Below are 26528 nucleotides of genomic sequence, written 5' to 3'. Positions count from 1 at the left end.
TGCCTGCATGAACCGAGTCATTCGCGCACTGGTGGCGGCAGCCGTGGTCCTCGGTGGCGCGGCGCTGGCCGCCGCGCCCACGCCGGCGGTGGTCCGGGTCCGCGAATGGCGCGCCGCCCACGAGCGCCAGATTCTCGCCGAGCTGATCCAGCTCGTGTCATTGCCCAACATCGCCTCCAACAAGGCCGACATCCTCAAGAACGCCGACGCGCTGACCGTGATGTTCGAGAAACGCGGGTTCGCCGTCAGCCGGATTGCGACGCCCGGTTCCCCCGCGCTGGTCGCGCGGCGCGACACGCCGAATGCGGTCGGCACCTTGACGTTCTACATGCACTACGACGGCCAGCCCACCGAGGCGAAAGACTGGACCATGGGCGCGCCGTTCGCGCCGAAGGCGTTCCGTGGGCCGGCGCCGTTCGACGTGGCCGCGTCCACCGGTCCGATCGATCCGGACGTCCGCATCTATGCCCGCGCGGTCGCCGACGACAAGGGGCCGATCGTGGCGTTCCTGGCGGCGATGGACGGGCTGATCGAGACGCGCGCGACGCTGCCGTGGTCGTTGCGGGTGGTGCTGGATGGCGAGGAAGAAGCCGGCTCGCCGAACTTCACCGCTGCCATGACCGCGAATGCCGCCGCCGTGCGCAGCGACCTCGCCATTGTCGTTGACAGCCCGCGCCACCCCAGCGGACTGCCGACCGTGTTCTACGGCTCGCGCGGCGTCACCGGCGCTGAGATCACGATCTACGGCGCCACCGGCGACCTGCACAGCGGCAACTACGGCAATTTCGTCACCGATCCGGCGATGGCGCTGGCGAAGCTGATGGCGTCGATGAAAGACGACGCCGGCAACGTCATCATCAAGGACTTCTACGACGGCGTGGTGCCGCTGACGGCAACCGAGCGCCGCGCCATCGACGAGATTCCCAATGTCGACCAGAAGCTGCTCGAGCAGTTCGGCCTCGCGCGGGCCGAGCATCCCGACAGCCGCATCGAGCTGCAGCACAATCGCCCGACGCTGACGGTGGCCGGGCTGCAGTCAGGCACCTTGGGCGCGAACGCACGCAACGCCGTCTCGGGCTCGGCGGCCGGCCGCGTCGAGATGCGGCTGGTGAAGGGCCTGGATGAGAAGACCCAGTTCGACCGGCTGGTCGCCCACATTCGCGACCAGGGCTACTTCATCGTTGACGGGCCGCCCGATGCCGCCACCCGCCGCAAGTACCCGCGGATGGCGCGGGTCACGCAAACCGGCAAGGGCTTTCCGATTGGCAAGGGATCGATGGACGACCCGCGGACGGCGATGGCCGCCGACGCCATTCGCGCCCTCGATCAGCGGCTGGTGCAGATGCCGACCATCGGCGGCAGCCTGCCGTTCTCGACGTTTCACGATGATTTGAAGATGCCGACCATCGGCCTGGCGGTCGTCAACTTCGACAACAATCAGCACGCGGTCAACGAAAATCTCCGGGTCGGCCACCTCTGGGAGGCCGTCGATATATTCGCGGCGCTTGTGACAATGGGCCGCAGGTAGGAACAGCCACAGATTGGACGCAGATTAGCCACCGACAAAAAAGCAGAGAAAACAAGATCAGTGTTTAATCTGCGGCGTAATCTGCGGCTGTCTTTAGTGTGCGTCTAATCTGCGGCTGTCATTAGTCTGCGGCTGAGAAGGCGGCCAGCGTGTGCTCGATCACGTTGACGGCTTTCCAATACTCATCGAGTGGCAGGTGCTCCTTCGGTGTGTGATCGAGGGCGCTGTCTCCCGGCCCATAGGCGACGATCGGGCACTTCCACACCGGCGCCACCACGTTCATGTCGCTGGTGCCGGTCTTCAGCACGAATCCCAATTGCGCGGCCGGATCTTCGGTGCGGACGCCCGCCAGGAAGCTGCGGACCAGCGCGTTGTTGCGGTCGCCGCGCCACGGCCGTTCCCATCCCCGGAACCGGAAGTCGAAGGTGGTCGGCGTGCCGTGGAGGTTGCCGGTGGCCCAGGCGCGCAGCTCGTTCATGAACGGCTCGGCATCAAAGCCCACCGGCAACCGCCACGCGAACTGCGCATCCACGAGGTCGTGCATCGCGTCGTTGGTGGAGGTGATGAAGCGGCGGAGGCTGGGGCTGAGCTGATCGAAGGCCTTGGCCTTGCCCTCGTTGTGGCGCGCGGCGTGGGCGGTGACCCAGTTCCACAGATCCACCACGACGGCGGCCACGCTCGCGTCCGGCCCGGCGGTGTGGGCCATCGGCTGGTCCGCGCTCAAGTCGAGCAGCAAGCGTCCCTTGTAGCCCAGCGTCACGCGGTTCCAGTGGCTCGGCTCGCCGATGATGCAGGCCGCCGGGATCGGTTCCTTCGTGCCGTCGAAGCGTGACGCGATGAAGCGCGCGCCCTTGCTGGTGGCCGCCTCTTCCTCCACGGCGCCGGCCACCACCACCCGCAGTCCGGCTTCACGCGCGCGGGCGGCGCCGAACCTCGCCGCGCCGGCGACGAAGGTGGCGAGCGGCCCCTTGGCGTCGACGCTGCCGCGGCCGTAGAGGATGTCGCCGTCCGCGGACGGCTCGATGCGGACGGGGATGTGGCCCGGCACGGTGTCGATGTGGCCGAGCAGGACGATGGTGCGCGGCGCCAACGGGTCGCCGAGCTCGCCGACGGCATTGCCCGCGTCATCGACAAATGCGCGATCGTAGCCGAGCGCGCGCATCTGCTCGACCAGCCATGCCGCCGCCGGCGCTTCCTGCCGCGACAGCGAGGGAATGGCGACCAGGCCGCGAATCAACTCGACGGCGGCGGCGCGGTCGATCACGCCGTGAGCTCCTTGATCGCCTTGGCGATGGCCTGCACGCCGAAATCGATCTCGCTTTCCGTGATCACCAGCGGCGGCAACAGCCGCAGCACGGTGGGGCCGGCCGGCAACGCGATCACGCCGTGCTTGAGCATGAGGCTCTTGAGCACGGGCGCCACCTTGGTGCGCAGCTCGACGGCGATCATCAGGCCGAGGCCGCGGATGTCGCGCACCGCCGCCACGCCCTCGAGGGCGCTGCGCAGGGTGTTGCGCATGTGCGCGCCGAGCGTGGCGCTGCGCTTGATCAGCCCTTCGTCCTGGTAGGCCTGGATCGCGGCGAGGCCCGCCGCGCACGCGAGCGGAGAGCCGCCGAAGGTGCTGCCGTGCGCGCCCTGCGTGAGCACGTCGCGGATGGCCTTGGTGTAGGCGAAGGCGCCCATCGGGAACCCGCCGCCGAGGCCCTTGGCCAGGCACATGATGTCGGGCTCGATGCCCGCGTGCTCGACCGCGAACCACTTGCCGGTGCGGCCGAATCCGGTCTGGATCTCGTCCACGATCAGCAGGGCGCCGCGCTCACGGCATAGCCGCTGGGCCGACTGCAGGAAGTCCGGCGTGCCGACGTTGACGCCGCTTTCGCCCTGGACCACTTCGAGGATCACCGCGGCGGTCTGGTCGGTGATGGCCCGGTCGAGCGCCGCCGCGTCGTTGAACTGCACGTGCGTGGTGTCCAGCAAGGGCAGGAAGCCTTCGCGATACTTCGGCTCCCACGTCACCGAGAGCGCGCCGATGGTGCGGCCGTGGAAGCCCTTGGTGGTGGCGACAAAGGCCGGGCGCCTGGTGAAGAGGCGCGCGAACTTCAGCGCGCCGTCCACCGCTTCCGCGCCGCTGTTGGCGAGAAAGACGTGCGGCAGGTGCTTCGGCAGCACGTTCACCAGCGCCTGCGCGAACTCCGCGCGGGTGTCGTTGTAGAGATAGTTAGGGCACAGCGTCAGCGTCTCCGCCTGCCGGCAGATGGCCTCGACCACGCGGGGATGGCAATGGCCGAGCATGGCGACGCCCTGCGCCGAACCCAGGTCGAGGTACTTCTTGCCGGTCTCGTCGTAGACCCACGAGCCTGCGCCACGGGTGATGACGACATCACCACGACGGGCGGTGGTGCCGCCGAGAATGCGTTCTTCGACTTCTGCGTAGTTCATGTGTTCGAATCCAGGGCCACAGATGACACAGATGACACAGATGCAGACGAGAGACCGACCGGCGGCCGGCCGCGAAGCGGCCGGGCATGGCGCGATGAAGGCCACGGGACATGAGCCTTCGGTCGTCGGGGTTGGCTCATGTCCCGTGGCCCTCGTCGCGCCGTCGGCGCGGCTACGCCGCGCTCGCCGGTCGTGGGTCTCTGCGTCATCTGCGTCATCTGCGGCTCTGATTTAACTGATGTGCGTCCCCGCGCCGGCCAGCGCGCGCGAGATGGGTTCATCCACGCGGCCGTCGGCGAAGATCACCTTGCCGACGCCCTCGGCGATCGCCTCGACCGCGCCCATCACCTTCTTCTTCATCCGCCCCTCGGCAAACTCCATGAAGCGATCGGCCTGGGCCTTCGGGATCTCGGTGATGAGCGTGGACTCGTCCGGAAACGTCCGCAACAGCCCGACCTGGTCGGTGAGGATGACGAGGGCATCGGCGTTGAATGCGCCCGCCACCATGGCGGCGGCGCGATCGCCGTCGACGTTGATCGCCTCGCCGGCCGTTGACGAGCCCGGCGGGGTGAGGACGGGGAAGTAGCCGGCGCCGATCAGCGTCTTCAGCAGCCCGGCATTGACCTTCTCGACCGTGCCCGTCCAGTCGTCTCGCAACACCATGCGGCGGCCGTCCACGCGGATGCGCAAGGTGTCTTTGCGCGTGCCTTCGAAGATGCGGCCGTCCAGGCCCGACAGGCCGACGGCGTTGACGCCCTTCTGCTGAAGCTTCTCGACCCACATCTTGTTGAGCTGCCCGCAATAGACCATCTCGAAAATCTCGAGGGTGCGGCGATCGGTGCGCCGGCTGACGTGACCGGTCTCGCTGGTCACGAACTGCGCGGGGTGCCCCAGCGCCTCGGCCACCGCATTGGTCGTCTGCGCGCCGCCGTGCACCAACAGCAGGTCGGTGCCCTTCGCACGCAAGGCCACGATGTCGGCGACCACCGCATCGATATTGAGCGACGTCCCGCCGCCCACCTTCACAACGATCATGTTCACCTGCGAAGGGGTCAGACCCCTTCTGAAACAGCCCTCGCGGGGTCAGACCCCTAGATCGGGTGAAGGCCGGGGAAGTCGAGGCCGAGCGTCTCGTCCCACCCCATCATGATGTTGGCGCACTGCAGGGCCGTGCCTGCCGCACCCTTCATCAGGTTGTCGATCGCGCACAGTGCCACCACGCGGCCGGTGGCCGGATCCATCTCGAACCCGACATCCGCGTAATTGCTCCCCGACAGGATCTTCGGCTCGGGATACCGGTACAGCCCCGTGCGCTCCTTGACGATGCGCACGAACGGCTCGGCGTGGTAGGCCTCGCGATACGCCTTCCACACGTCTTTCTCGACCGTGCCGGGCTTCACGAACACATGCGCGGTGGCCAGCACGCCGCGGACGTTGTCCACGGCGGTGGCGCTCAGGTGCACGCCGGTGACGACGTCCTTGAGCGCGAGGGCCTGCAGCACTTCCGCGGTGTGGCGATGGCCGGTGGGCGCGAAGCTGCGCATCACGCCGGCGCGCTCGGGATGGTGCGTGGAATCGGCCGACGCGGCGCCGCCTTCGCTGCTGCCGACCTTCACCTCGCAAATGATGCCGCGCGCGGTGTCGATCAGGCCGGCCGCCGCCAACGGCCACACCGCGAGCGTCGTCGCTGTGGCGTTGCAGCCGACGCCGCTGACGTAGTGCGCCGCCTTCAACTCTTCGCGGTGCAGTTCCGGCAGGCCGTAGACGAACTTCTTCAGCCACCCCGGGTTGGTGTGCGGCTTGCCGTACCACTGGTCGTAGCTGGAGGCGTCGCGCAGGCGGAAGTCGGCGCTGAGATCGACAATGCGATCGGCCAGCGTCGACAGATGCTCGATCCGGCTCATCGCGCTGCCATGCGGGAGCCCGAGAAACAACAGGTCGCACTTCTCGACCGCCTCGGCCCGCACGAACTTCAATTGCGTGCGTCGTCTCAGGTTAGGATGCGTGAAGTGGACGAACTGCCCATCGAGCCGTTCGCTCGTGACCTGCTTGACCTCGATGTTCGGATGCGCCAGCGCGAGCCGCAGCAGTTCACCGCCGGTATAACCGGACGCGCCGATGATGGAAACCGTGAGCGGAGTAGTCACAATTACGCTGATGCGCCGTCGGCGAGGGAGATCGACGCCAGTTGCGGGCCGCCGTTCTTCCAGCCATTCGCGGCATTCCAACCATCCTTGGCGACCTGGAGGCAGAAGTCCACCATCCGCTCCGGGATGTTCACGTTGGTCGGCGCAATGCTGTTGCGGAACTCCATGGTGTAGTTCACTTCATTGACCAGCAGGCCGCGGTCCGGGTCTTCGAACAGGTCGAGAGCGACCATGCCGCCGCCGCAGGCGCGGGCCGCGCGCGTGCAGATGTCCGCCAGCTCCGGCGTAATCGGGCAGTTGCTGGATGAGCCGCCGCGGGCGGTGTTGGTGATCCAGTTCGGCGACGTGCGATAGATCGCGCAGATCGTCTCCGGCCCCACCTGGAAGGCGCGGATGTCGCGTCCCGGCTTCTTCACGTATTCCTGGATGTAGAAGATGCTGTGGTGATAGCTGCCGAGCGTTTCCTTGTGCTCGAGGATGGTTTCGGCGGCATCGCGGTCGTTGACCTTGCTCAGCAGCCGGCCCCACGAGCCCACCGTCGGCTTCAGCACGACCGGGTACCCCAGCCGCTCGATCGCCTCGATGGCGCTTTCCGCGGTGTAGGCGACCAGCGCCTTCGGCTGCGCCACGCCGGCGGCCGCCAGGGCGCTGGTGGTCATCAGCTTGTTGCCGCAAATGTCGGCGCACATCGCGGTGTTCACCGTCTTCACGCCCTGGTCGTTCAGGATCTTCAGGCTGTAAAGGGCGCGGCTGTGGTTGATGCAGCGCTCGACGATGACGTCGTAGTCCTTGAAGGGGTGATTGGTGACGTCGGTGATGTCGAAGATCAGCTTCTGATCGTCGATCAGGTCGAGCGCGATGCCGCGCCGTTCGAACGCCTCGAACAGCAGCTTCTCTTCGACCCGCACGCGGCTGTAGAGCACGCCGACCTTGACGTTACTCACCCCAGTCCTCTTCCTCCTGCGGCGCCAGCGCCAGCGTGAGGGGCTCGAGCGAGACGATCTCGAGCTCGGCTCCGCAACCGGGGCACTGGGTGATTTCGTTCTGCATCACCTTGGTCAGGGTGACGTCGGCCAAACACTCTGGGCACTGCGCCGTGCCCGTAGCAGTCTGTATCGCCATCTGTCTGTGGGTCCTTTGAAGCCGCGCCTCAATCGGTCGATCGGCAAGAAATCACTAGATCTAATCGTTGTGGTGCAATTCGTACTCGCGCTGCACCCGCGCGTTGTGGTTGGCCTGCTTCGAGTCGCGCTTCTTCGCCGCGCCCAGCGCCAGGGCGTGCGTGGACTCGGACTTCACCGCCGGAATCGACAGCAGCTTCTCCAGCTCGGTGCCCTGGCAGGCCGGGCACGCCGGCGCGCCGGAGCCGGGGCGGACCAGCGTTTCAAATTCTTTCCCGCACTTCTTGCAGGCGTATTCGAAGATCGGCATTGATGTTCTCCGTGGTCCGGCTAAAGCCGGACGCTACTTTGCGCGTCCCCTGTATCCCTCGGCCAGCAACCGGACCTTGAAGGCGGCGCCGCGCCCGACGATGAACAGCGTCTTCTTGTCGGCGCCGGCAAAGGCGATGTTCTGGCCCTGCAGCGACAGCGGAATGGTGCCGAGCAGCTCGCCCTTCGCGTTGAACACGTGGACGCCGCCGAGCGACACCACGTAGAGGCGGCCGGCCGCGTCGATGGCCAGGCCATCGGCGCCGCTGTTGAACGCGCCGGCTGGGGTCTTGTTGACGGTGGGGTACTTCGCGAAGTTGCGGCGGTTGCCGACCGTGCCGTCGGCCTTGATGTCGAACGCCAGCACGTACTCGCCGCTGGTGTCGTTGACGTAGAGCGTCTTCTCGTCCGGGCTCAACTGGATGCCGTTCGGGCGGCCAATGCCGTCGGCGATTCGCATCGACTTGCCGCCGGCGGGCACGTAGTACACCGCCGGAGTCAGGGGCGGCGCGGGCGCCGCCTGTCCCGGTGTGGCGTTGGGACCAGGCTCCGAGAAGTAGACGCCGCCCTTCTTGTCCACCACCAGGTCGTTGGGGCGGCCGTACGGCTTGCCGTCGAAGTTGTCAGACAGCGTCGCTTCCTGGCCCTTCGGGTAGATCACGCCGATCAGCGTCTTGCCGGGCGTGGTTTGCACCGAGATCAGGCGGCCCTTGCTGTCGAACGCCAGGCCGTTGGAGCCGTTGGTGTTCTCGAGGAAGGCCGTGATGTTGTTGTCGTTGTCGATCTTCGTGATGCGGTTGGCCTGGGTCTCGGTGAAGATCAGGCTGCCGTCGGGCAGGCCAATGGGGCCTTCGGTGCCGGTGAACCCGCTCTTGATTACCTCGACCCTGGTGCCCGCGGCGATCACGCCGGGAATGGCGGTGGCCGTGGTTTCCGCGGCCACCGGGGGCGCGGGCGCCTGGGCCTGGGCCGGGGTCGCAAGCAGGGACGTGAGGATGGCGACGGTCAAAGCGCGCATGCAATTACCTCTTCCGGGCTGAGCCAGAAGGACAATCTTATCCCGGGAACCGTGTAATATCTCCTGCTCAAGGGGAGGCATCTGATGGGACGTGTACTTCGAGTGGGTCTACTGATAGCGGCCGGGGTCGTGGCGGTCGGAGCACTGGGCAATGGGTTGGTCGCGCAAGCGCCGGCGGCGCAAGCGCCCTCAGGGCCGTGGGTGGCGGTGACGCCGGTCAACGATTTGCCGAACCCCTACAACACGATTGAGGGCTTTGCGAAGCTGCCCGAGGGCCGCACGTGGGGCTCGACCAGCGCCGTCGACATCGACAAGGACGGCAAGAGCTTCTGGGTCGCCGAGCGCTGCCAGGTCAACTCGTGCTGGGACGCCGCGAAGGGCGAGATGTCGCCGCTCAACACCGTGTTCAAGTTCGACTCGACCGGCAAGATGGTGGCGAGCTTCGGACAGGGCATGTTCGTCTTCCCGCACGGCATCCACGTGGACCGCGACGGCAACATCTGGGTGACCGACGGCAACGACAACCTGCCGCGCCGCCGCCCGGGCCAGCCGGCGGATGCGCCGCTGCCACCCGCGCCGGCGAAGGTCGTCGGCCACCAGGTGGTCAAGTTCAGCCCCGCGGGCAAGGTGCTGCTCACCCTCGGCAAGCCGGGCGGCAACCCGCCGGGCGCCGACGCCGCGGACCCCGCGTCGTTCTACCAGCCGAATGACGTGATCGTCTACCCCAACGGCGACATCCTCGTGGCCGAAGGGCACGGCGGCGCCAACTCGCGCCTGATCAGGTTCGACAAGACCGGCAAGTTCCTGGCGCAGTACGGCAAGAAGGGCACCGCCCTCGAAGGCGAGTTCGACCAGCCCCACAGCCTGGCGTTCGACGCCAAGGGCCGCCTGTTCGTGGCCGATCGCGCGAACAACCGCGTGCAGATCCTGGACGCGCAGACCTTCAAGACGCTCGACACCTGGTACCAGTTCAGCCGGTTGAGCGGCATCTTCATCGACAAGAACGACATGGTCTACGGCGCCGATTCGGAGTCGGGATCGGTCAACCCCGCGCACGGCAAGTGGCTGCGCGGCATCCGCATCGGCAGCGCCAAGGACGGCAAGGTGCTGTACTTCATTCCTGATCCGAGCAATACCGACGCAACTGCCAAGGGCACGCTCGCCGCGGAAGGCGTCGCGGCCGCCGCCAACGGCGTGATCTACGGCGCCGAAGTGGGCCCGCGCAAGGTTCAGCGCTACGTCAAGAAATAGAAGTTAAAAGTTAGAAGTCAAAAGGGCGGTGGCGCGACGAGCGCTGCCGCCCTTTTCTATTTGATCTCGACGGACCAGCCGGCCCCGATTTTCAACTGCGGCACGTAGCTGCCGCCGCCGACACGGAACTCGGCGAAGAAGCCGTTGTCGTTCTGGAAGCCGAACAGGTAACTGCCGCCGGCGTGGATCTCTTGCGCGGCGTCGCTGGACTCGCCCGTGAACTTCGAGATGGTGATGGTGGGGCCGCCGCCCTGGATAAGGGACCACCCGGTCTGCCCGAGCGGAAACTTGACGATGAGATCGATGTTGATGGTGCCGAGGCGGCGGCCGTCCCCGAATCCGCCGTCGATGCCGGGACGCAAGCGGAAGCGGCCACCGATGTCGGGCGACTCCCAGGCCACGCCGGCGTAGACCTGTTTCGGATCGATCGAGGCGCCGCCGCTGAAGCTTATTGAGGACTGTGCCTGTGCCGCGCCGGGCGCCAGTGCGGCGAAACACGCAACAAGCAACGCCGCCCGCACAAACCCCTGTCCTCTTGTGGTGACCATTGGTTCCCTTTCAGGGGGTGCAATCAAGTTCCATGCCTACGCTCGCTCAGTTTGCCTGCGAGCTACGGCATGGTCCCGCCGAAGCGGCCCCTGGCCGCGAAGGCGGATGCCGCTTCTTCGATCAACACCGCCGCCCGCGCCGGGCCGTCATCGTCTTTCATACGGGCGGCGAATGCCGCCGCCCTTGCCCGCAGGCCCGGGTTTGCCAACACTTCGGTGAGGCGCCGCGCCAGTTTCGCCGCCGTCAAGGTCCGGCGGGTCACCGCCGGCGGGGCGACGCCGAGCCGTTGCAGCTCCCCGGCCCACGCGAATTGATCGGAGACGTGCGGCACGGCCACCGACGGAACGCCCGCCTTCAGGGTCGTGTGCGTGGTGCCGGCGCCGCAGTGGTGCACCACCGCCGCGCATCGCGGGAAGAGCTGCGCGTGGGGCGTCCGGCTGACCACCATCAGGCGATCGCCGCGCTCGGGCGGCACCTCGGCCTGGATGATCGCGCGGCACCCGGCCATCCGCACCGCCTCTTTCATCACGGCCACCGTGTCGGTGAGGTATGACGAGCTGACCGGCATGAGGCTGCCGAACCCCATGAACACCGGCGGCGGGCCGGCGTTGATGAACGCCTCGAGCTCCGGCGCGATCTGCTCGTGGGTCGTTGACGGCAGCGCGAGGAAGCCGCACACGCGATTCCAGGCCGGCCAGTCCGGCGGCTCGGGACAGAGCGCCGGGCTGACGGCGATCAGGTTGAGCAGGTGCGAGGCCCAGCCATCGAGCAGCAGGTCCTTGACCGGCGGCACGCCGACGCGGCGGCGGAAGTCGTTCACCGGCCCGCGCATGACGCGGTTCAGCACGAAGCGCGCGAGGGCCCAGCCTATGGCGTTGGCGGTCTGGCCCAGGTGGGGCAGGCCCTGCGGATGAATGTGGCGCGAGGGCACCAGGTTGTGCGCGAAGGTCACGCTGACAGCCGGCTTGCCGGCCAGCTCCGCGGCGGCGCGCGCCTGGTTGAGCAACAAGTGGGTCACCAGTAAATCGCATCGCCCGACGAGATCGACGGCGGCATCGAAGACCGCGCCTTCGACCGGCTTGAGCAGCCGATCGAAGATGATCTTGCCCTGCGTGAGGGGATTGCGGGTGAAGATCGCCTGCAGGCCGATCTCGTAGAGCTCGGTTTCGTCGGCGATCACCGGCGTCGCCACCGCGCGCGCCGTCATCCCGAGCGACGCGGCCACCGCTTCGTAGCTCCGGTTGGCGATGTCGGTGTAGACCAGTTCGACGAGGTGCCCCCGTTGGACCAGGCCGGCGCCAATCGCGATCAGCGGACGGATGTCGCCTTCGCTGCCCCAGGCCTGAACCCCGATTCTCATTACGCTGATCCTACGGGATTACGCCGATCTCACGGCCAGGGCCGCAGATGACGCAGACGACGCGGATGGCCAAGGCCGCGTCCGGCTCCTCGATCCGACGAGCCCGGAGGAGATCGGCGCGTCCTGCCGTTGCGCCGGGTATAATCAGCGCGCCTCACATCAATGGCGCTTTCCCCGGGCTCGCGTGTCGGCACATATGAAGTGATTTCCCTCGTCGGCGCGGGTGGCATGGGAGAGGTCTACCGCGCGCGCGACATGAAGCTCCAGCGCGAGGTCGCGTTGAAGGTGCTGCCTGTCGCGCTGGCCGGCGATGCGGAGCGGCTCGCCCGGTTTCGGCGAGAGGCGCAGACGCTGGCGGCCCTCAACCACCCCCACATCGCTCAGGTTCACGGTCTCGAGTCGGCCGATGACACGCTGGCCCTCGTGATGGAGTTCGTGGAAGGCGAGGACCTGGCACAGGTCGTGTCACGCGGCCCCGTGCCGGTCGATGAAGCCCTCGCGATTGCCGACCAGATCGCCGATGGACTCGACGCCGCCCACGCGATTGGCATTGTGCATCGCGACCTCAAGCCCGCGAACCTCAAGGTGAAAGCAGACGGCACCGTGAAAGTGCTCGACTTCGGTCTCGCGAAGGCGTTCGAGACGAATCCAATGAGCACGACGGCGGATAATTCCCCCACCATCACCACACCGGCAATGACGCGCGCCGGCGTCATTCTGGGAACGGCCGCTTACATGAGCCCCGAGCAGGCACGTGTCAAGGCGGTGGACCGCCGCACCGACGTGTGGTCCTTTGGTTGCGTGCTATTCGAATTGCTCACCGGCCGGCGTGCCTTCGACGGCGAAACCATTCCCGACGTGCTCGCCGCCATCGTCCACAAGGAACCCGATTGGACGTTGCTGCCCCCATCACTTCCGGAGGCGGTTCGACGAGTACTGCAGCGATGTCTGGAGAAGGACGTTCGCAAGCGCGTCTCGCAAGTCGCGGTGGTCCGCTACGCGATCGAAGGGTCGGCTCCGCCCATCGCGTCATCCTCGCCGTCCGGCGTGAAAGTGCCGACATGGAACCGCGCATGGGTCTTGGTCGCCGGCACGGTTCTGGCCGCGACGGCGTTTGCGGCCGGGTGGAAGGTGGGGCCGATCACGAATCCTGTGGTCGCGCGCGAGACGGTTCGGTTCGACCTGAATCTGCCGCCGTCGGTCAGCCTTGCACCTGTCGGCGGTAGTGGCATCGCCGAACTGGCCCTCTCGCCGGACGGGACGATACTGGCCTTTACTGGGGTTGATGCCGCATCGAAACGGCTGTGGCTTCGTCGGTTCGATACCGGAGAATTGCGTGCGCTTCCCGGAACCGATGGAGCCGAGAATCCGATCTGGTCGCCTGACGGGCAGCGGTTGGCGTACAGGACCGGCAGCACCTTGAAGTTCGTCGGGGTGCAGGGTGACGCCATCCAACTGGCGGCCTCCATCCCGACGGAATGGGGCGTCAACATCTGGGGCGGAACATGGGGCACCAACGGTGTCATTCTGCTCGGCAATCGGACCCCGGTGGACGGCCGCGGGCTGATCCGAGTGGATGCCACGAGCGGAGCGGTTCAGGTCGAGACGACATGTGACCAGGGCTGCCAGAACCACACCCAGCCAGTGTTCCTGGACGACGGACGCCGCTACCTGTTCGTGCGGCAGGGTCATGAACGTGGCGTATGGCTTGGCACGCTTTCGTCCATGTCGGTTGAGCAGGTCCTGGCCGACCCGACCGCGGTCGCGATCGGTGGGGGCCGCCTGTTTCACGTCGATCCCAACCGCCAGGCACTGCTATCAACGGCGTTCGACAGCGCGACCGGAAGGATTACCGGATCGTCAAGCTCGATCGCGGGTCCGGTGGGTCTGTCGGCCGTGACGGGCCGGGCCTCGTTCTCGGTTTCCCGAAGTGGTTCGCTTATCTGGACGGCCATGCCAAATGCGACCAGACGACTGGTCGTGGTGGACCGGCGCGGTGAGCCTGCGGGTCGCGATCTGGCCGAGGGGCGGCTCTCAACCATGAAAGTCTCGCCAGACGGCCGGGTGGTTGTGTATGGCAACCGGGCGGACGGGGAGGTCAGCCAGAATCTCTGGCTGGCTGACATGGCGCGAGGGACCACCACGCGACTCACGTTTCTACAAGCGGGGAATGCGTCGGACGGGCGGTGGTCGCCAGACATGTCGCAGCTCGCCTTCACTTTTGACTCGGGTTCGAATCGGCTTATCAAGATCGTTTCAGCATTCGGCGGCGAACCGCGCACGCTGGCCGTCGACCAGCTGCAACCCTCGGTGGACGATTGGACTCCTGATGGGCAGTTCATCATCTATCACGCCATCTCATCGCGCGAACTCTGGGCCGCTCGCGTCGACGGCAAGGCCGCTCCGATGTTGCTGGTCAAGCCGGCGGCCGGACGCATCGATCAGCCCTCAGTCTCGCCAGACAACAAGTGGCTCGTGTTCCAGACCGAGGAAGGCGGGCGGTCTGAAGTGTACGTGTCGCCGTTTCTGAAGGCCGACCGGCGATGGCAGGTGTCTGCCGAAGGCGGGGTGCAGCCCACCTGGAGCCACGACGGGCGCGAGCTATTCTTCGCCGCGCTTGATGGCTCGCTGATGTCCGTGAGGGTCACGCCGAAGGGCGACGGGCTGGAGTTCGGGACACCCCAGGCGCTGTTCGACCTGGGCTTCGTTCCCACCTTTGGCACCGAGCAATATGACGTGCTGCCGGATGGCCGGGGTTTTCTCGTAATGAAGCCGCAAGGTGAAAGAGACTCGGACGCCTCGCGGATTCTGTCGGTGTGGCTGAACGCCGTTGGACCGACACCCTAGCAGGAGGCCGGTACGTGCTCAGGTCCGCCGGTGGGAGGACCGGTTGCAGCTGACGCCGATGAGCGCTGGGTCTGAGAACGGGCCTGACGTCCGCTACCCCGCAAGCGGCATGATCTCGCGCGCGATCTTTCGCGCGTTGGCCAGCTCCGCGAGACGCAGGTCATAAATGGCTTGAAGATTGAGCCACGAGTGGGCGTCACCACCAAAATACCGCGCCAGCCGCATCGCCGTATCTGCGGAGACCCCGCGTCGTTCGCGCACGATGTCGTTGATGCGTGGTGCCGGCACGTGCAGGATGTTGGCCAGGGCGTTCGCGGTCAGGCCAGCCGGCCGCAAGAAGTCCTCCCGCAACACTTCACCGGGGTGAACCGGCCGCATTCCGTTCTTGATCTTGATCTTGGTCTTCATCGCCATGCTCCGTCAGTGATAATCCACAATCTCGACATCTTCAGGTCCGGCCGCCGTCCAACGAAAACAAATGCGCCACTGGTCGTTGATCCGGATACTGTGCTGACCCTTCCGGTCGCCTTTCAGTGCTTCCAGATGATTGCCTGGGGGCGACCGCAGGAACTCCAGCGTGGCTGCCGCCTCGAGTTGTGTGAGCTTGCGCGTGGCGACCGCCACGATGGCTCCGAAACGCTTCGACTTTCCCGTTTCGAACAACGCCCGCGTGTCGGCAGAGCGAAAGCTCTTGATCACCGGCCAAGAATATAACGGTTAACGTTATACGGCAAGCGACGGCACGGTTCGGACTGGAGGCACGGCACCGGGCGCCGGTCACGACGGAGCGCCAGCCGCCTCCGACAAGACTTCGATGAGCCCAGGGGCCAGAACCGTTACCCTAGAGAACGTGATTCTGCGTTATCGGTGTCATCCGCCTTCGCGCCGGGCGCTACGGCGGACAGGTCTGTGGCCCTGGTACGGGCTGGTGTCATCTGCGTGAGCGACGCCTACGCCGCGCTCCGCCATCCCTTCGTCCGGTCGTTCGCCATCGGCCGCTTCGCCGCGATTGCCGGCTGGCAGATGATCAACGTCGCGGTCGGGTGGCTGCTCTACGAGCGCACCGGCGATCCCTGGGCGCTGGGCCTGGTCGGCGCCGTCGAACTGGCGCCGGTGCTGGTGCTGATGATCGTCGCCGGCAATGCCGCCGATCGGTATCCGCGCCGGAACATCGGCATCTTCGCGCATGGCCTGCTCACGCTGGTGGCGATCGGGCTCGCGCTGGTGGCGGCGGCCAACGGCCCGATCTGGGCCATCTACTCGCTGCTCGCGCTGATCGGCACGGCGCGCGCGTTTGCGTCGCCGTCGGTCAACACCATCCTGCCGCAGTTGCTCGCGCCCGGCGAGTTTGCCAACGCCAACGCGTGGCTGTCGTCCACGTTCCAGCTGGCGGCGATCAGCGGGCCGGCGATCGGCGGGCTGCTGATCGCGGCGACGGGCGGCGCGGCGGTGCCCTTTGCGGTCGCGGCGGTGGGGCAGGTGATCTTCGTGGCGATGCTGTTCACCATGCCGGTGCGCGTGCCGCCGCCGGCCAGCGGCCGCCGCAGCGCCGGCGACGTGTTCGCCGGCTTCCGGTTCGTGCGCAACAACCCGCTGTTCCTGTCGGCCATCACGCTGGATCTGTTCGCCGTCCTCTTTGGCGGCGCCGTGGCGCTGCTGCCGATGTTCGCCAAGGACATCCTCGCCGTCGGCCCGGCCGGGCTCGGCTGGCTGCGCGCCGCGCCCGGCGCCGGCGCGCTCGTCATGGCGCTGGTCACCACGCGGCTGCGGCCGTGGCGACGCCCGGGCCGCGTCCTGCTGGTAGTGGTGGCGGGGTTCGGGCTGGCGACCATTGGCTTCGGCCTGTCGCGCTCGTTCGCGCTCTCGATGGCGTGCCTGTTCCTGACCGGGGTGTTCGACAACGTCAGCGTGGTGATCCGGCTCACGCTCGAACAGACCATCACGCCGGACCACCTCCGGGGCCGCGTCTCGGCCATCAACTACGTGTTCGTGGGCTTCTCGAACGAGTTCGGGGCGTTCGAGAGCGGCGCCACGGCGGCGCTGTTCGGGCCGACATTGTCGGTGGTGGGCGGCGGCTTCGCCACGCTCCTCGTCGTCGCCATCGTCGGGGCGGCGTTTCCGCAGCTGGCGCGCATCGGCCCGCTGCATACGCTCGCTCCGCGCGAAAGCCTGTCGGCCATAGCTTCAGCGAAGGCGGACCTGTCCCCCGTAGCTTCAGCGAAGGGGGAAGGATAGGATGTTGGCGACATGAGCGTTGCCCGCACCCTCTTTCTGAAGGCTTCCGAAAGCAAGTGGCTCCGTGACAACGGCACCAGGGCGCCGTTCGTGCGCCGCGCCGTATCCCGGTTCATGCCCGGGGAGTCGTTCGACGACATGGTGGTGGCGGCGCGGGCCATGGCCAAGCAAGGCGTCACCGCGGTGTTCACGCGGCTTGGCGAGAACGTCAAGGACCTGGCCGAGGCCGACGCCGTGGCCGAGCACTACCTCGAGGGGATCGACCAGATTCGCGCCCTCAACCTGTTGTGCGAGCCGTCGATCAAGCTGACGCAGCTCGGACTCGACATCGACCGCGAGCTGGCCTACGGCCACCTCCGCGACCTGGCGGCGCGCACCCACGCCGCCGGCAACTACCTCTGGGTCGACATGGAGCAGTCGAGCTACGTCGAGGTCACGCTCGACCTGACCCGCCGCCTGCGCGCCGAGTTCCCGCGCGTCGGCGTGTGCCTCCAGGCCTACCTGTTTCGCACGCGCGAAGACCTGGTCGAGCTGATGGGCCGCGGCATCGGGATCCGGCTCGTGAAGGGCGCCTACAACGAGCCGGCGACGGTGGCCTTTCCGAAGAAGAGCGAGGTGGACGCGAACTACTACGCGCTGGCCCAGGTGATGCTGGACGCCGGCTCGCGCGCGGCCGGCGGCCGCGCGGTGTTCGGCACCCACGACGTGCCGCTGATCGACGCCATCCGCCGCCACGCCGCCGCCACCGGCGCCAAGCCCGCGGAGTTCGAGTTCCACATGCTCTACGGCATCCAGAAGCCCACGCAGCTCCGCCTCGCCGAAGACGGCGCCTCGGTGCGCGTTCTGATTGCCTACGGCGATTACTGGTTCCCCTGGTACATGCGCCGCCTCGCCGAACGGCCCGCGAACGTCTGGTTCGTGGCGAAGTCGCTGTTCGGGTAGGCGTATCATCGTCTGATGAACGACGAACCGAAGAGCGCGCTCGAGCTGGCCATGGCGCGCCTCAAGAAGCAGGACGCCGACGCCGGCGTCACCGAACACCCGCTCACCGGCGAACAGAAGGCCGCGATCACCGAGATTCGCAAGACCTACGCGGCCAAGCTGGCGCAGGAAGAGATTCTCTACAAGACCAAGCTGATGTCGTCGGCCGATCACGACGCGCGGCAGACGATCGAGGAGCACTACCGCCGCGACGTCGAGCGGCTGAACCACGATCGCGATCGCAAGGTCGAGAAGATCCGCACGCCCGATGCTGTCTGAAGGCGACCTCTACGCCCGCATCGGCGAAGACGGGTTCGCGCGGCTGGTCGCCGCGTTCTACGCGCAGGTGCCGCACGACGACCTCCTTGGGCCCATGTATCCGCCGGACGACATGGCGGGCGCCGAGTTGCGGCTGCGCGACTTCCTGGTCGGGCGCTTCGGTGGCCCGCCGCGTTACGAGGAGAGCCGCGGGCACCCGCGCCTGCGCATGCGGCACCATCCCTACAAACTGGATCAGCGCGCCCGGGATCGGTGGGTCGAGCTCATGGATCGAGCCCTGGATCAGGCGGCACTACCCGCCGACGCAGACGTTGTGCTGCGCGCGTTCTTTCATCAGATCGCAACGTTCCTGATGAATTCCCGAGACTGATCACGAATTTGCCACGGAGACACAGAGACACAGAGAAGACCTTTTGTTCTTGTATTTCAAGAAAAGGAAATTCTCTGTGTCTCTGTGGCCGTCTATTCGGACCGTAACGCGACCAGCGGATCCACGCGCGACGCGCGTAACGCGGGGGCGAGGCACGCCACCCCGACGATCGCGCACTGGAGCAGTACCACCCCGAGGTAGGTCGCGGGGTTCAGGACGTTCACGCCGATGAACGCCGCCTGCGCGACGCGGGCGAGCGCGGCCGACAGCATCACCCCCACGATCAGACCGGGCACCAACAGGTGGCCGGCGCCGCGCAGCACGTCGGCGATCAAATCGCGCGGCGTGGCGCCCACCGACACGCGCACCCCGAATTCGCGGCGCCGGCGATTCACGGCGTGAATCACCACGCTGACCAGGCCCACGGTGCCGAGAATCAACGCCAGGCCTCCGCACATCGAGAACAGCCAGCTCACCGTGCGGAACGGCCAGAGCTGCACCGCCATCCGCTGCGCCATGGTCTTCACCGCGAACATCGACACCTTCGGGTCCACGGTGCGCGCCGCTGCCGCGAAGGCCCGCACGATCGGCGCCGGCGCGTCGGCGGTGCGCGCCACCACGGTCAGCGCGCCCTCGAACTGCTCGCGGCCCACCGGGAGATACAGCGTGGGCCGTTCCCGATCCAGGCCGCGCGTCTGGTGCGTCGCCGTGATGCCGACCACGGTCACGGCGGCAGCCCGGCCGCCCAGTCGCAGCGTCTCGCCCACGCCGCGGCCGTCCGGCCATTGCTGCTTCGCGAACGCCGCGCTGACCACCGCCACCGATGCTCCGTCTGCCGGGGTGAACTCCCGCCCCGCCACCATCCCAATCCCCATCGTCTTGAAGTACGACGGCCCGGCCGCCAGCGTGGCGACCTTCGGGCAGTTGCCGGCGTCGCACTCGCCGCCGTCGGGCCACACCGGCGTCTCGCGTTCGAAGCCGATGAAGAACGGCACGCGGTCGGCGACGGCCGCATCGGTCACGCCGGGCAGCGCCCGCACGCGCGCCAGCAGCGCGGTCACGTAGCGTTCCGACGCGTCCGCGTCGAACCCGTTGGACGCCGGCTCGAACTCCGCCACCACGAGCCGATCGCGCGCGAAACCCATGGGCGCGTCGGCGAGGTAGGCGAACGACTGAATCAACAGCGCCGCCAACGCCAGGAACGCGGTGGAGCCGGCGATTTGCGCGCCCACCAGCCAGCGGCGCAGCGAAGAGGGCCGTCCGCTCGCGGCGTTGCCGCCCTGCGACCCGAGCACGCGCAGCACGTCCACCCGCGCCGCGGCGATGGCCGGCCACAGCCCGGGCAGCACGCCGGCGATCAAGACAATGAGCGCGATGAAGGCGAGCACGGTGCGGTCGGGCGTGAAGTCGAGATGCTGCGGTTGCTCGATGGGAATGGCGAACGTGCTGACGATCGACTGCGTCCACCATGCCAGCACCAGCGCCAGCACGCCGGCCAGCGCAGCGATCACGAAGCCTTCGGTCACGACCAGCCGCAACAGGCGCGAGGGCTTCGCGCCGAGCGCGGTGCGGATGCCCATGTCGCGCTCGCGCTCCACCGCCCGGGCCAGCAGCAGGTTGGCGACGTTGAAGCAGGCGAGCAGCAGCACCAGGCCGATCAGCCCCATGCCGATGGCGGCGCCGGCGGCCACGCCGCGCAGCTCGCTGTTGCCGTCGCGCAGCATCCGGAACCGCGCGCCGCGCTCGCGATGCGAGCCGGGCCAGTCGCGGGCCATGCCGGCGACGGCGGCGTCGAGTTGTCCCTGGACGACCGCGAGGCTCGCGCCGGCGTCGAGCCGGCCCAGCAGGAACAGCCATCGCGTGTCGCGCGCCAGCAACTTCGGCGACAAGCCGAACAGCACCACGTCGTCCAGTGGCAGCCACACGTCGGGCGAGTAGATCCCGGCCGGGCCGGTGTAGTCGCCCGACATCACGCCCGCCACGCTGACGTCGATGTCGTTGAGGCGAAGAGTGAGGCCGGCCAGGGACGCGGCGGCCAGCTTCTCGCGCCAGAAGCGTTCACCGATCACCACCGCGGGCGGCCCGCCGTTGGCCTTCGAGACGACCTGCTGGCCGGCGATCATCGGCGCGTCGATCATCGAGAAGTAGTTGGGCGACACGAACAGGACCCATGCCGTGTCGGATGAGCCGTCGTGCCGCCAGGCCAGCGAGGCGCGGCCTTCGGCCGCCAGGTCGAGCGAGCCGCGCGTCGCGTCCGCGAAGCGTTGGTAGTCCGGCAGCGACCCGTAGCCGCCTTCGTCGCCGCCCGGCGTGGTAACGATGCGGCCCACGTCGGGGTGGCCGCTGGTGGCCGAGCCCTTGAAGAGCAGGGCGTTGACCACGGTGAAGGCCACCGTGTTCACGCCCATTCCGATCGCCAGCGTCAGCACGGCCGTGGCGGTGAATGCCGGCCGCCGGGTGAGCTGCCTGAAGGCGATCCGGAGGTCGTTGAACAGGGTGGCCATCCTAGTAAGAGGACGAATCACCGCTTGAGAGGTTCCGGCATGGATTGGGAAGATTGGGGGATGATTGGGGGGGATGATTGGGGTCAGGTCAAGAAAATCACACTAAGGGATAGTCGGGGACGGAGCATGCCTTGTCCCCAATCCCCCCCGAGTGTGATTTTCTTGACCTGACCCCAATCATCCCAGACCTGACCCCAATCATCCGTGTGACCCCAATCGTCCGTGTGGGCGGACGAAGGTTCCTCGAAGTAGTATCCGTGCATGCGTGACGTAGAGGTCGTTTCGGACGCCAGCAAGCTGGGCCAGGACATCACCATCGGCGCCTTCCGGCTGCGGGCCGACGAGGAAACCGGGAAAGGCGGCGCCGACACCGGGCCCGAACCGCACGAGTTCATGCTGGCCGCCCTCGGCGCCTGCACCTCCATGACCCTGCGCCTGTATGCGGACCGCAAGGGCTGGCCGCTGCGCGAAGTGCGCGTGACGCTGAACGGCGGGCCTGCTGACGGCAAGTACGCCATCACCCGGAAGATCGTGATGGTCGGGGAGCTGGATGCGGAGCAGCGCCAGCGGCTGCTCGAGATCGCCAACAAGTGCCCGGTCCACCGCACGCTGACCGGGGAGGTGGTGATCCAGACCTCGGAGGCGCCGCAATGACCAGGGACGTCATCAAGCGCTACACCAACGGCGAGGTCACGGTGATCTGGCAGCCGTCGCTCTGCGTGCACTCGGCGATTTGCTTCCACGGCATGCCGGAAGTGTTCGATCCGCGGCGGCGGCCGTGGGTGGTCCTGGTCGGCCATGCCACCGACGCCATCATCCGGCAGGTCGAGGAATGCCCGTCTGGCGCGCTGTCGTGCGAGCGGGTCGGCGGGGCCGTCTAGGCCTCGCGTGCACGCGGCCTGCCCCATATATGGTGGATAGGGCCTCAACCGACCCCATTTCGCCGTATACTCTCCTACCGATGCACACTAAGGCACGCCTTTTCCTGGCCATCGGGCTGGTTGCCGGATGGGTCAGCATCGGGCAGCTTCACGCCCAGATTCCTTCCGACCTGGCCATTGAGCTCGATCGCATGCTGGCGCAAGTGGCCGATGCGCCGGCCGAGCGCAATCCTGGCGAGCGGGCGCGGCGGCTCGAACTGCTCGGCGACATCGAAGTGCGAGCCAACATGCTTGGCGCCGCGCGATCGGCGTTCGAGGAAGCCACCGGGCTCCGCACCCAGAACGGCCCTGAGGATCGGGACCTGGGCCGGCTGGCCTTCAAGATGGCCAACGTCGCCCGTCTCGACAAGCGCCCCGCGGACGCCGACCGCTGGATCGAAGTGGCGGTCACCCGCCTTCGCACCGGCGCTCCGGCCAGCCCCGAATATGCCGACGCACTGATGGAAGTCGCGCGGGCCGCCACCGCGCGCAACGATGCCGCGCGCGCCGAACAGGCCTACGCCAGCGCCCTCGAAGTGGTGTCGAAGATCCAGCCCGGCTCGCCGCGCGAAGCGCAGTTGAGCGAGATCATGGGCGACGCCGCGGTCCGCCGGAAGGACCTGGAAGGCGCCGATCGCTTCTATTCGCGCAGCCTCGCCGTGCTCGAAACCTCGCAGCGCAACACCGTGGACTACGCCCGCGTCTCGAACGCGCTGGCCGTGGTCGCGGCCTCGCGCAACCAGGCGCCGCGGGCGCAAGGGCTCTACGAAGTCGCGCTCAAGCTTTACGAAGCGCAGCGGCCCGACAGCCTCGAGGTCTCGCAGATCCTCACCAACCTCGGCATCCTGCAGATGAACCGCGGCGACCTGACGGGCGCGGAAGCGATGTTCCGGCGCTCGCTCACCATCAAGACGTCGCGCAAGGGCGCACCCGAGGACCTCGGGACCACCCACGCCAACCTCGGCCTGGTGCTGCTCGAGCAGGGCCGCATGGCCGACGCCGGCGCCGAGCTCAAGACCGCCGTTGACCTGCGCCGCTCGCAGGCGCCGCCGCTCGAGATGGCGTCGCTGCTGACGAGCCTGGCCCGCATCGAGCGGATGCGCGGACGCCCCGACGCCGCCACGGCCGCGGCGCGTGAAGCCCTCGAGCTGCGCCGCGCGCAAGTGCCGCAGAGCCTGCTGGTCGCGGCCACCGCCACCGAACTGGGCCTGGCCCGCGAAGCGGCCCGCGCCTACGACGAAGCGCTGGTGCTGCACCGCGAGGCGCTGGGCATTCGGGAGAAGCTCGCCGCCAACTCCACCGACGTCGCCGAATCGCTCGAGCGGATCGCGATGGTCACCTCGATGGGGAGCGATCCGATTGCGGCGCGTAACGCGTTCGAGCGATCGGTCGAGGCGTGGAGCCGGGTGTCGCCCGGCTCGCTCGATCACGTCAACGTGATCCACGAGCTCGGCAACTTCCTGGTGGCGCGCGGGGATCCCGAGGAAGGCCTTCGCCGCCTGCGCGAGGCGGTGACCCTGCTCGAACAATCGCGCACGGCGCGCCCGCAGGGCACGCTCGAGGCGCGCGCGCAGCTGGTGTCGCGCGTGCAGGCGTATTACGGCAGCCCCCTTCGCATTCTCGCCGAGCGCGGCGATGCCGGCGAGGCGTTCACGCTGCTCGATCGCATGCACGAACGCCTGCGCCGCGCCCGCGGCACGGTTGAAGAAGGCCCGCCCGCGATGGCGCCGCTCGAGGCGCTGAAGCGCGGCGTCGAGCCCGGCACGCTGATGGTGTCGTTCAGCGTGCAGCCGGCGGGGGCCTATGCCTTCGTGGCGACGCGCGACACGCCGATCCGCGTGTATCGGCTCGACGAGAAGGGCGAGGCGCTGGCCGATCGCATCCAGAAGTTCGGCGAGCGCGTCCAGACGCGGTCGAGCGCCGCGGCCTACGAAGCGCCGCTGGTGGCCGACGGCCGGGCGCTGTTCGCGTTGCTGTTCGGGCAGTTCGAAGACGCGGCCATCAAGGCCGATCGCCTGTTGATCATTCCCGACGGCCCGCTCGAAGACCTGCCGTTCAGCGCGCTGGTGCGGAACCCCTCGGGCCGAACCACCTGGCAATACCTCGTGGACTGGAAGCCGATGGTGTTCGCGCCGTCGGTGACCGCCGCCGCGGCGTGGACCGGCAGCACGGGCACCCCGGGCAGCGTCGGCCAGTTGTTCCCGACCACCGCCGACCCGGGTCCGGCCAACGCCAAGCTGGTGGGCGCGGCGATGCCGGGCGGCGCCATCGTCTCGCTGTGGACGCCGGCGGAACGCGCCACGGACGAGCTCGCCGACCTCTTCAAGTTGAGCCTGACGCAGGGCCGCGCCCGCGAAGCAGCCCTCGCCCGCGCGCAGCGCGTGATGCGCGACGAGCGCGGCCATATGCACCCGTCATACTGGGCGGCGTTCCGCTACTACGGCGCCCGCGGCGTTCGCTAGCCGGCACTCAAGCACCCTAGGCACCTTAGGCACCCTGGCACCTAAGCACCTAAGCACCCACCTTAGGCACCCCAGGCACCCTTCGCACCCCTAGGCCCCCTATTTTCCCGGCATCCCGTTTGCTCTCTCTCGCATCGAGAGAAATGTGCAAATCATGATGTCGTGCCTGTCGCCGCGCAACGTCGCGCGGATCCTCGGCCTCGTCCTCAGCATTGCGGCGGGTTTCACCGCGTACACGATCTGGCAGATCAAGGCCGACGTGGACCGCGCCACTGCACGCCTGACCTTGGACCCCGGTCCCGCGTCCACGCTCATCTACGACTCGAAGGACCGGCCCTTGTCGGCGCTCTACCGTGAGCACCGCCTTCCGGTGGCCCTGGAAGAGATGGCGGATGACCTGGTTCGCGCCGTGCTGGTCGCCGAAGACCGTCACTTCTACGAGCACGACGGCCTGGACCGGCCGCGCATCCTGGCGTCGATGATCAAGAACCTCCGTGCAGGGCGCATCTCGCAGGGAGCGAGCACCATCACGCAGCAGTTCGCGCGCGCCGCCGTGCAGGATCGGTCGCGGACCTACGGCCGCAAGCTTCGCGAGGTCTGGCTGGCCCATCGTCTCGAGGCGAAGTACAGCAAGCAGGCGATCCTGCAGGCGTACCTCAATCACGTCTATTTCGGTGACGGCTACTACGGCGTCGAGGCGGCGGCGCGCGGCTACTTCGCAAAGCCGGCATCCAGGCTCAACGCCGCCGAGTCGGCGACGCTGGCGGCGCTGATCAGCCGGCCGTCCGGCTTCGGCCTGCGCCGGACGCCGGGGCGCGTCCGCGATCGCCGCGACTGGGTGCTCCGGCAAATGCTGGCGGTGCGGCACATCGACGCCACGGCTTTCGGCACGGCCATCGCCACGCCCATGACCACCATGCTCGCCACCGCGGCGCAGCGCGCCGCGATCGATCCCACGAGCGTCACGCCGGGCCCGTATTTCGTGAGCCTGGTGACCGAACAGCTCTATCACCAGTTCGGGATCGAGAAGACGCTGGCCGGCGGCCTCCGGGTCTACACCACCCTCGACACCAACGTGCAGCGCTTCGCCGAAGACGCGGTGATGAAGCGGTTGAAGGAAATCGACAAGAAGCAGAAGGCCGGCGAGCCGCTGCAGGCGGCGCTGGTGGCCATGGAGCCGGCGACCGGCTACGTGCGCGCCCTGGTCGGCGGCCGCAACTTCGCCGAGAGCTCGTACAACCGCGCGACCAGCGCCAAGCGCCAGCCGGGTTCCGCCTTCAAGCCATTCGTGTTCGCCGCCGCGCTCGAAGCGGGCTTCTCGCCGGGCACCACCATCGAGGGGCTGGATGAGTCCGTTGATTCCGCGCAGGGCGCCTATCTGCCCGCCGGCGAGCACGAACTGCAATCCACCACGCTGCGCTCGGCGCTGGTGCACTCCAGCAACCGCGCCGCGGTGCACCTGATGCAGCGCGTCGGGCTGCGGCCCACCATCGATCTGGCCACGCGAATGGGTCTGAGCGAGATGCCGGCGGTGCCGTCGCTGGCGCTCGGCACCGGCGAGGTCAGCCTGCTGGATCTGACGTCGGCCTACACCGCGTTTGCCAACGCCGGCGTGTTGCAGCCGCCCGTGATCATCCGCCGGATCGAAGACGCGGATGGACACGTGCTCTTCCGCGCCAACGAGCAGGGCCGGCGCGTGTTCAGCGAGTCGACGGCGTTCCTGATGGCGTCGATGCTCTCCGACGTGATCAGCCACGGCACCGGCTACAACGCGCGGCAGAACGGGTTCAGCCTGCCCGCCGGCGGCAAGACCGGCAGCACCGACGACCATGCGGACGCGTGGTTCGTGGGCTTCACGCCGCGGCTGGCCGCGGGCGTCTGGATGGGCTACGACCGTCCGCAGCCGATCATGCGCCGCGGCTTTGCGAGCGTGGTCGCGGTGCCGGCATGGGCCGGCTTCATGAAGGCGGCGACCACCGGCAACAAGGCGGAGTGGATGGCGGCGCCCGCGGGCATCAGCCGCATTCGGCGATGCAAGGGGTCAGGCGGACTCGCCACCGAGTATTGCGAGCTGACCGGCGAGGTCTATGACGATCTGGTGGCCGTCGGCCGCGCACCCGACTTGTGTCCGTTGCACTCGGCCCCCTTGGGCGACGTGCGTTGAGCGAATCGAGAGTTCGGCGTCATCGGTGGCTCTGATTAGTTGAT

Annotated in this window: 24 protein-coding genes; 11 read left to right on the top strand and 13 right to left on the bottom strand. The window is 67.7% G+C overall.

Annotation, left to right across the window (positions count from 1 at the left end):
* Positions 1-7: 7 nt before the first annotated feature.
* Positions 8-1528 carry a M20/M25/M40 family metallo-hydrolase gene (locus WC815_23230; GenBank protein MFA5911702.1) on the top strand — a complete coding sequence of 507 codons (1521 nt, stop codon included), beginning with the start codon at positions 8-10 and terminating at the stop codon, positions 1526-1528.
* Positions 1529-1649: 121 nt separating this feature from the next.
* Here the strand turns inward: WC815_23230 and WC815_23225 are convergent, their stop codons facing one another.
* The 8 genes from WC815_23225 to WC815_23190 all read right to left on the bottom strand — a co-directional run bounded on the left by WC815_23225 (position 1650) and on the right by WC815_23190 (position 8562).
* Positions 1650-2792: a M20/M25/M40 family metallo-hydrolase gene (locus WC815_23225; GenBank protein ID MFA5911701.1), complete on the bottom strand. Its 1143-nt coding sequence runs from the start codon at positions 2790-2792 to the stop codon at positions 1650-1652.
* Positions 2789-3967 (bottom strand): acetylornithine/succinylornithine family transaminase, encoded by a 1179-nt coding sequence (locus tag WC815_23220; GenBank protein ID MFA5911700.1) that lies wholly within the window; start codon positions 3965-3967, stop codon positions 2789-2791. The genes WC815_23225 and WC815_23220 overlap by 4 nt, the downstream gene beginning before the upstream one ends.
* Before the next feature lie 231 nt (positions 3968-4198).
* The gene (locus WC815_23215) at positions 4199-5002 is read right to left on the bottom strand and encodes a [LysW]-aminoadipate kinase (GenBank protein ID MFA5911699.1); all 804 of its coding nucleotides are present in this window, start codon (positions 5000-5002) and stop codon (positions 4199-4201) included.
* 56 nt (positions 5003-5058) lie between these two features.
* Positions 5059-6114, bottom strand: a complete 1056-nt coding sequence (gene argC, locus WC815_23210) for an N-acetyl-gamma-glutamyl-phosphate reductase (protein MFA5911698.1) — start codon at positions 6112-6114, stop codon at positions 5059-5061.
* A gap of 2 nt (positions 6115-6116) precedes the next feature.
* A complete protein-coding gene (gene lysX, locus WC815_23205; protein MFA5911697.1) occupies positions 6117-7058 on the bottom strand; it encodes a lysine biosynthesis protein LysX in 942 nt (313 codons plus the stop codon).
* Positions 7051-7236 carry a lysine biosynthesis protein LysW gene (lysW, locus tag WC815_23200; protein ID MFA5911696.1) on the bottom strand — a complete coding sequence of 62 codons (186 nt, stop codon included), beginning with the start codon at positions 7234-7236 and terminating at the stop codon, positions 7051-7053. The genes lysX and lysW overlap by 8 nt, the downstream gene beginning before the upstream one ends.
* 60 nt (positions 7237-7296) lie before the next feature.
* On the bottom strand, positions 7297-7545 hold the full coding sequence (locus WC815_23195) for a zinc ribbon domain-containing protein (protein ID MFA5911695.1): 249 nt from the start codon (positions 7543-7545) through the stop codon (positions 7297-7299).
* Between the two features lie 33 nt (positions 7546-7578).
* A complete protein-coding gene (locus WC815_23190) occupies positions 7579-8562 on the bottom strand; it encodes an SMP-30/gluconolactonase/LRE family protein (GenBank protein MFA5911694.1) in 984 nt (327 codons plus the stop codon).
* A 102-nt stretch (positions 8563-8664) separates the two neighbouring features.
* On the opposite strand from WC815_23190, the gene WC815_23185 reads away from it, so the two are divergent.
* Entirely contained in the window at positions 8665-9813 is a 1149-nt protein-coding gene (locus WC815_23185) for a hypothetical protein (GenBank protein MFA5911693.1), read from the top strand.
* Between the two features lie 56 nt (positions 9814-9869).
* Here WC815_23185 and WC815_23180 read toward each other — a convergent pair whose 3' ends face one another.
* On the bottom strand, positions 9870-10361 hold the full coding sequence (locus WC815_23180) for a hypothetical protein (GenBank protein ID MFA5911692.1): 492 nt from the start codon (positions 10359-10361) through the stop codon (positions 9870-9872).
* A gap of 62 nt (positions 10362-10423) precedes the next feature.
* Positions 10424-11722 carry a glycosyltransferase gene (locus WC815_23175; GenBank protein MFA5911691.1) on the bottom strand — a complete coding sequence of 433 codons (1299 nt, stop codon included), beginning with the start codon at positions 11720-11722 and terminating at the stop codon, positions 10424-10426.
* A 201-nt stretch (positions 11723-11923) separates the two neighbouring features.
* Between WC815_23175 and WC815_23170 the strand changes: the two genes are divergently transcribed.
* Complete coding sequence (locus WC815_23170) at positions 11924-14569, top strand: protein kinase (GenBank protein ID MFA5911690.1); 2646 nt, start codon at positions 11924-11926, stop codon at positions 14567-14569.
* A 93-nt stretch (positions 14570-14662) separates the two neighbouring features.
* Here the strand turns inward: WC815_23170 and WC815_23165 are convergent, their stop codons facing one another.
* Together WC815_23165 and WC815_23160 are read right to left on the bottom strand one after the other, a co-directional pair.
* On the bottom strand, positions 14663-14977 hold the full coding sequence (locus WC815_23165; protein MFA5911689.1) for a HigA family addiction module antitoxin: 315 nt from the start codon (positions 14975-14977) through the stop codon (positions 14663-14665).
* Between the two features lie 12 nt (positions 14978-14989).
* On the bottom strand, positions 14990-15268 hold the full coding sequence (locus WC815_23160; GenBank protein MFA5911688.1) for a type II toxin-antitoxin system RelE/ParE family toxin: 279 nt from the start codon (positions 15266-15268) through the stop codon (positions 14990-14992).
* Positions 15269-15508: 240 nt separating this feature from the next.
* Between WC815_23160 and WC815_23155 the strand changes: the two genes are divergently transcribed.
* The 4 genes from WC815_23155 to WC815_23140 are packed head-to-tail and all read left to right on the top strand — an operon-like array spanning position 15509 to position 18434.
* Entirely contained in the window at positions 15509-16804 is a 1296-nt protein-coding gene (locus WC815_23155) for an MFS transporter (GenBank protein MFA5911687.1), read from the top strand.
* A gap of 12 nt (positions 16805-16816) precedes the next feature.
* Positions 16817-17746: a proline dehydrogenase family protein gene (locus WC815_23150; GenBank protein ID MFA5911686.1), complete on the top strand. Its 930-nt coding sequence runs from the start codon at positions 16817-16819 to the stop codon at positions 17744-17746.
* Between the two features lie 15 nt (positions 17747-17761).
* Complete coding sequence (locus tag WC815_23145) at positions 17762-18064, top strand: hypothetical protein (GenBank protein ID MFA5911685.1); 303 nt, start codon at positions 17762-17764, stop codon at positions 18062-18064.
* A complete protein-coding gene (locus WC815_23140; protein ID MFA5911684.1) occupies positions 18054-18434 on the top strand; it encodes a globin in 381 nt (126 codons plus the stop codon). The genes WC815_23145 and WC815_23140 overlap by 11 nt, the downstream gene beginning before the upstream one ends.
* Positions 18435-18526: 92 nt before the next feature.
* Here the strand turns inward: WC815_23140 and WC815_23135 are convergent, their stop codons facing one another.
* Complete coding sequence (locus tag WC815_23135) at positions 18527-20938, bottom strand: ABC transporter permease (GenBank protein MFA5911683.1); 2412 nt, start codon at positions 20936-20938, stop codon at positions 18527-18529.
* Positions 20939-21199: 261 nt separating this feature from the next.
* On the opposite strand from WC815_23135, the gene WC815_23130 reads away from it, so the two are divergent.
* From WC815_23130 to WC815_23115, 4 genes are all read left to right on the top strand, one after another.
* On the top strand, positions 21200-21592 hold the full coding sequence (locus tag WC815_23130) for an OsmC family protein (GenBank protein ID MFA5911682.1): 393 nt from the start codon (positions 21200-21202) through the stop codon (positions 21590-21592).
* Positions 21589-21819, top strand: coding sequence for a (4Fe-4S)-binding protein (locus WC815_23125; protein ID MFA5911681.1), 231 nt, complete (start codon positions 21589-21591; stop codon positions 21817-21819). The genes WC815_23130 and WC815_23125 overlap by 4 nt, the downstream gene beginning before the upstream one ends.
* A gap of 80 nt (positions 21820-21899) precedes the next feature.
* Complete coding sequence (locus WC815_23120; protein MFA5911680.1) at positions 21900-24320, top strand: tetratricopeptide repeat protein; 2421 nt, start codon at positions 21900-21902, stop codon at positions 24318-24320.
* A 154-nt stretch (positions 24321-24474) separates the two neighbouring features.
* On the top strand, positions 24475-26484 hold the full coding sequence (locus tag WC815_23115; GenBank protein MFA5911679.1) for a PBP1A family penicillin-binding protein: 2010 nt from the start codon (positions 24475-24477) through the stop codon (positions 26482-26484).
* Positions 26485-26528: the final 44 nt, after the last annotated feature.

The organism is Vicinamibacterales bacterium, assembly GCA_041659285.1.
Taxonomy (GTDB): domain Bacteria; phylum Acidobacteriota; class Vicinamibacteria; order Vicinamibacterales; family UBA2999; genus 12-FULL-67-14b.
Note: the sequence above shows the minus strand (reverse complement) of the source record. Positions and strands in the feature narration are given on the sequence as shown.

Coding starts and splice junctions, on each gene's coding strand:
- WC815_23230 (MFA5911702.1), top strand. CDS start 8: ATGAACCGAGTCATTCGCGCACTGGTGGCGGCAGCCGTGGTCCTCGGT.
- WC815_23220 (MFA5911700.1), bottom strand. CDS start 3,967: ATGAACTACGCAGAAGTCGAAGAACGCATTCTCGGCGGCACCACCGCC.
- WC815_23215 (MFA5911699.1), bottom strand. CDS start 5,002: ATGATCGTTGTGAAGGTGGGCGGCGGGACGTCGCTCAATATCGATGCG.
- lysW (MFA5911696.1), bottom strand. CDS start 7,236: ATGGCGATACAGACTGCTACGGGCACGGCGCAGTGCCCAGAGTGTTTG.
- WC815_23195 (MFA5911695.1), bottom strand. CDS start 7,545: ATGCCGATCTTCGAATACGCCTGCAAGAAGTGCGGGAAAGAATTTGAA.
- WC815_23190 (MFA5911694.1), bottom strand. CDS start 8,562: ATGCGCGCTTTGACCGTCGCCATCCTCACGTCCCTGCTTGCGACCCCG.
- WC815_23180 (MFA5911692.1), bottom strand. CDS start 10,361: ATGGTCACCACAAGAGGACAGGGGTTTGTGCGGGCGGCGTTGCTTGTT.
- WC815_23175 (MFA5911691.1), bottom strand. CDS start 11,722: ATGAGAATCGGGGTTCAGGCCTGGGGCAGCGAAGGCGACATCCGTCCG.
- WC815_23165 (MFA5911689.1), bottom strand. CDS start 14,977: ATGAAGACCAAGATCAAGATCAAGAACGGAATGCGGCCGGTTCACCCC.
- WC815_23150 (MFA5911686.1), top strand. CDS start 16,817: ATGAGCGTTGCCCGCACCCTCTTTCTGAAGGCTTCCGAAAGCAAGTGG.
- WC815_23145 (MFA5911685.1), top strand. CDS start 17,762: ATGAACGACGAACCGAAGAGCGCGCTCGAGCTGGCCATGGCGCGCCTC.
- WC815_23140 (MFA5911684.1), top strand. CDS start 18,054: ATGCTGTCTGAAGGCGACCTCTACGCCCGCATCGGCGAAGACGGGTTC.
- WC815_23135 (MFA5911683.1), bottom strand. CDS start 20,938: ATGGCCACCCTGTTCAACGACCTCCGGATCGCCTTCAGGCAGCTCACC.
- WC815_23130 (MFA5911682.1), top strand. CDS start 21,200: ATGCGTGACGTAGAGGTCGTTTCGGACGCCAGCAAGCTGGGCCAGGAC.
- WC815_23125 (MFA5911681.1), top strand. CDS start 21,589: ATGACCAGGGACGTCATCAAGCGCTACACCAACGGCGAGGTCACGGTG.
- WC815_23120 (MFA5911680.1), top strand. CDS start 21,900: ATGCACACTAAGGCACGCCTTTTCCTGGCCATCGGGCTGGTTGCCGGA.
- WC815_23115 (MFA5911679.1), top strand. CDS start 24,475: ATGATGTCGTGCCTGTCGCCGCGCAACGTCGCGCGGATCCTCGGCCTC.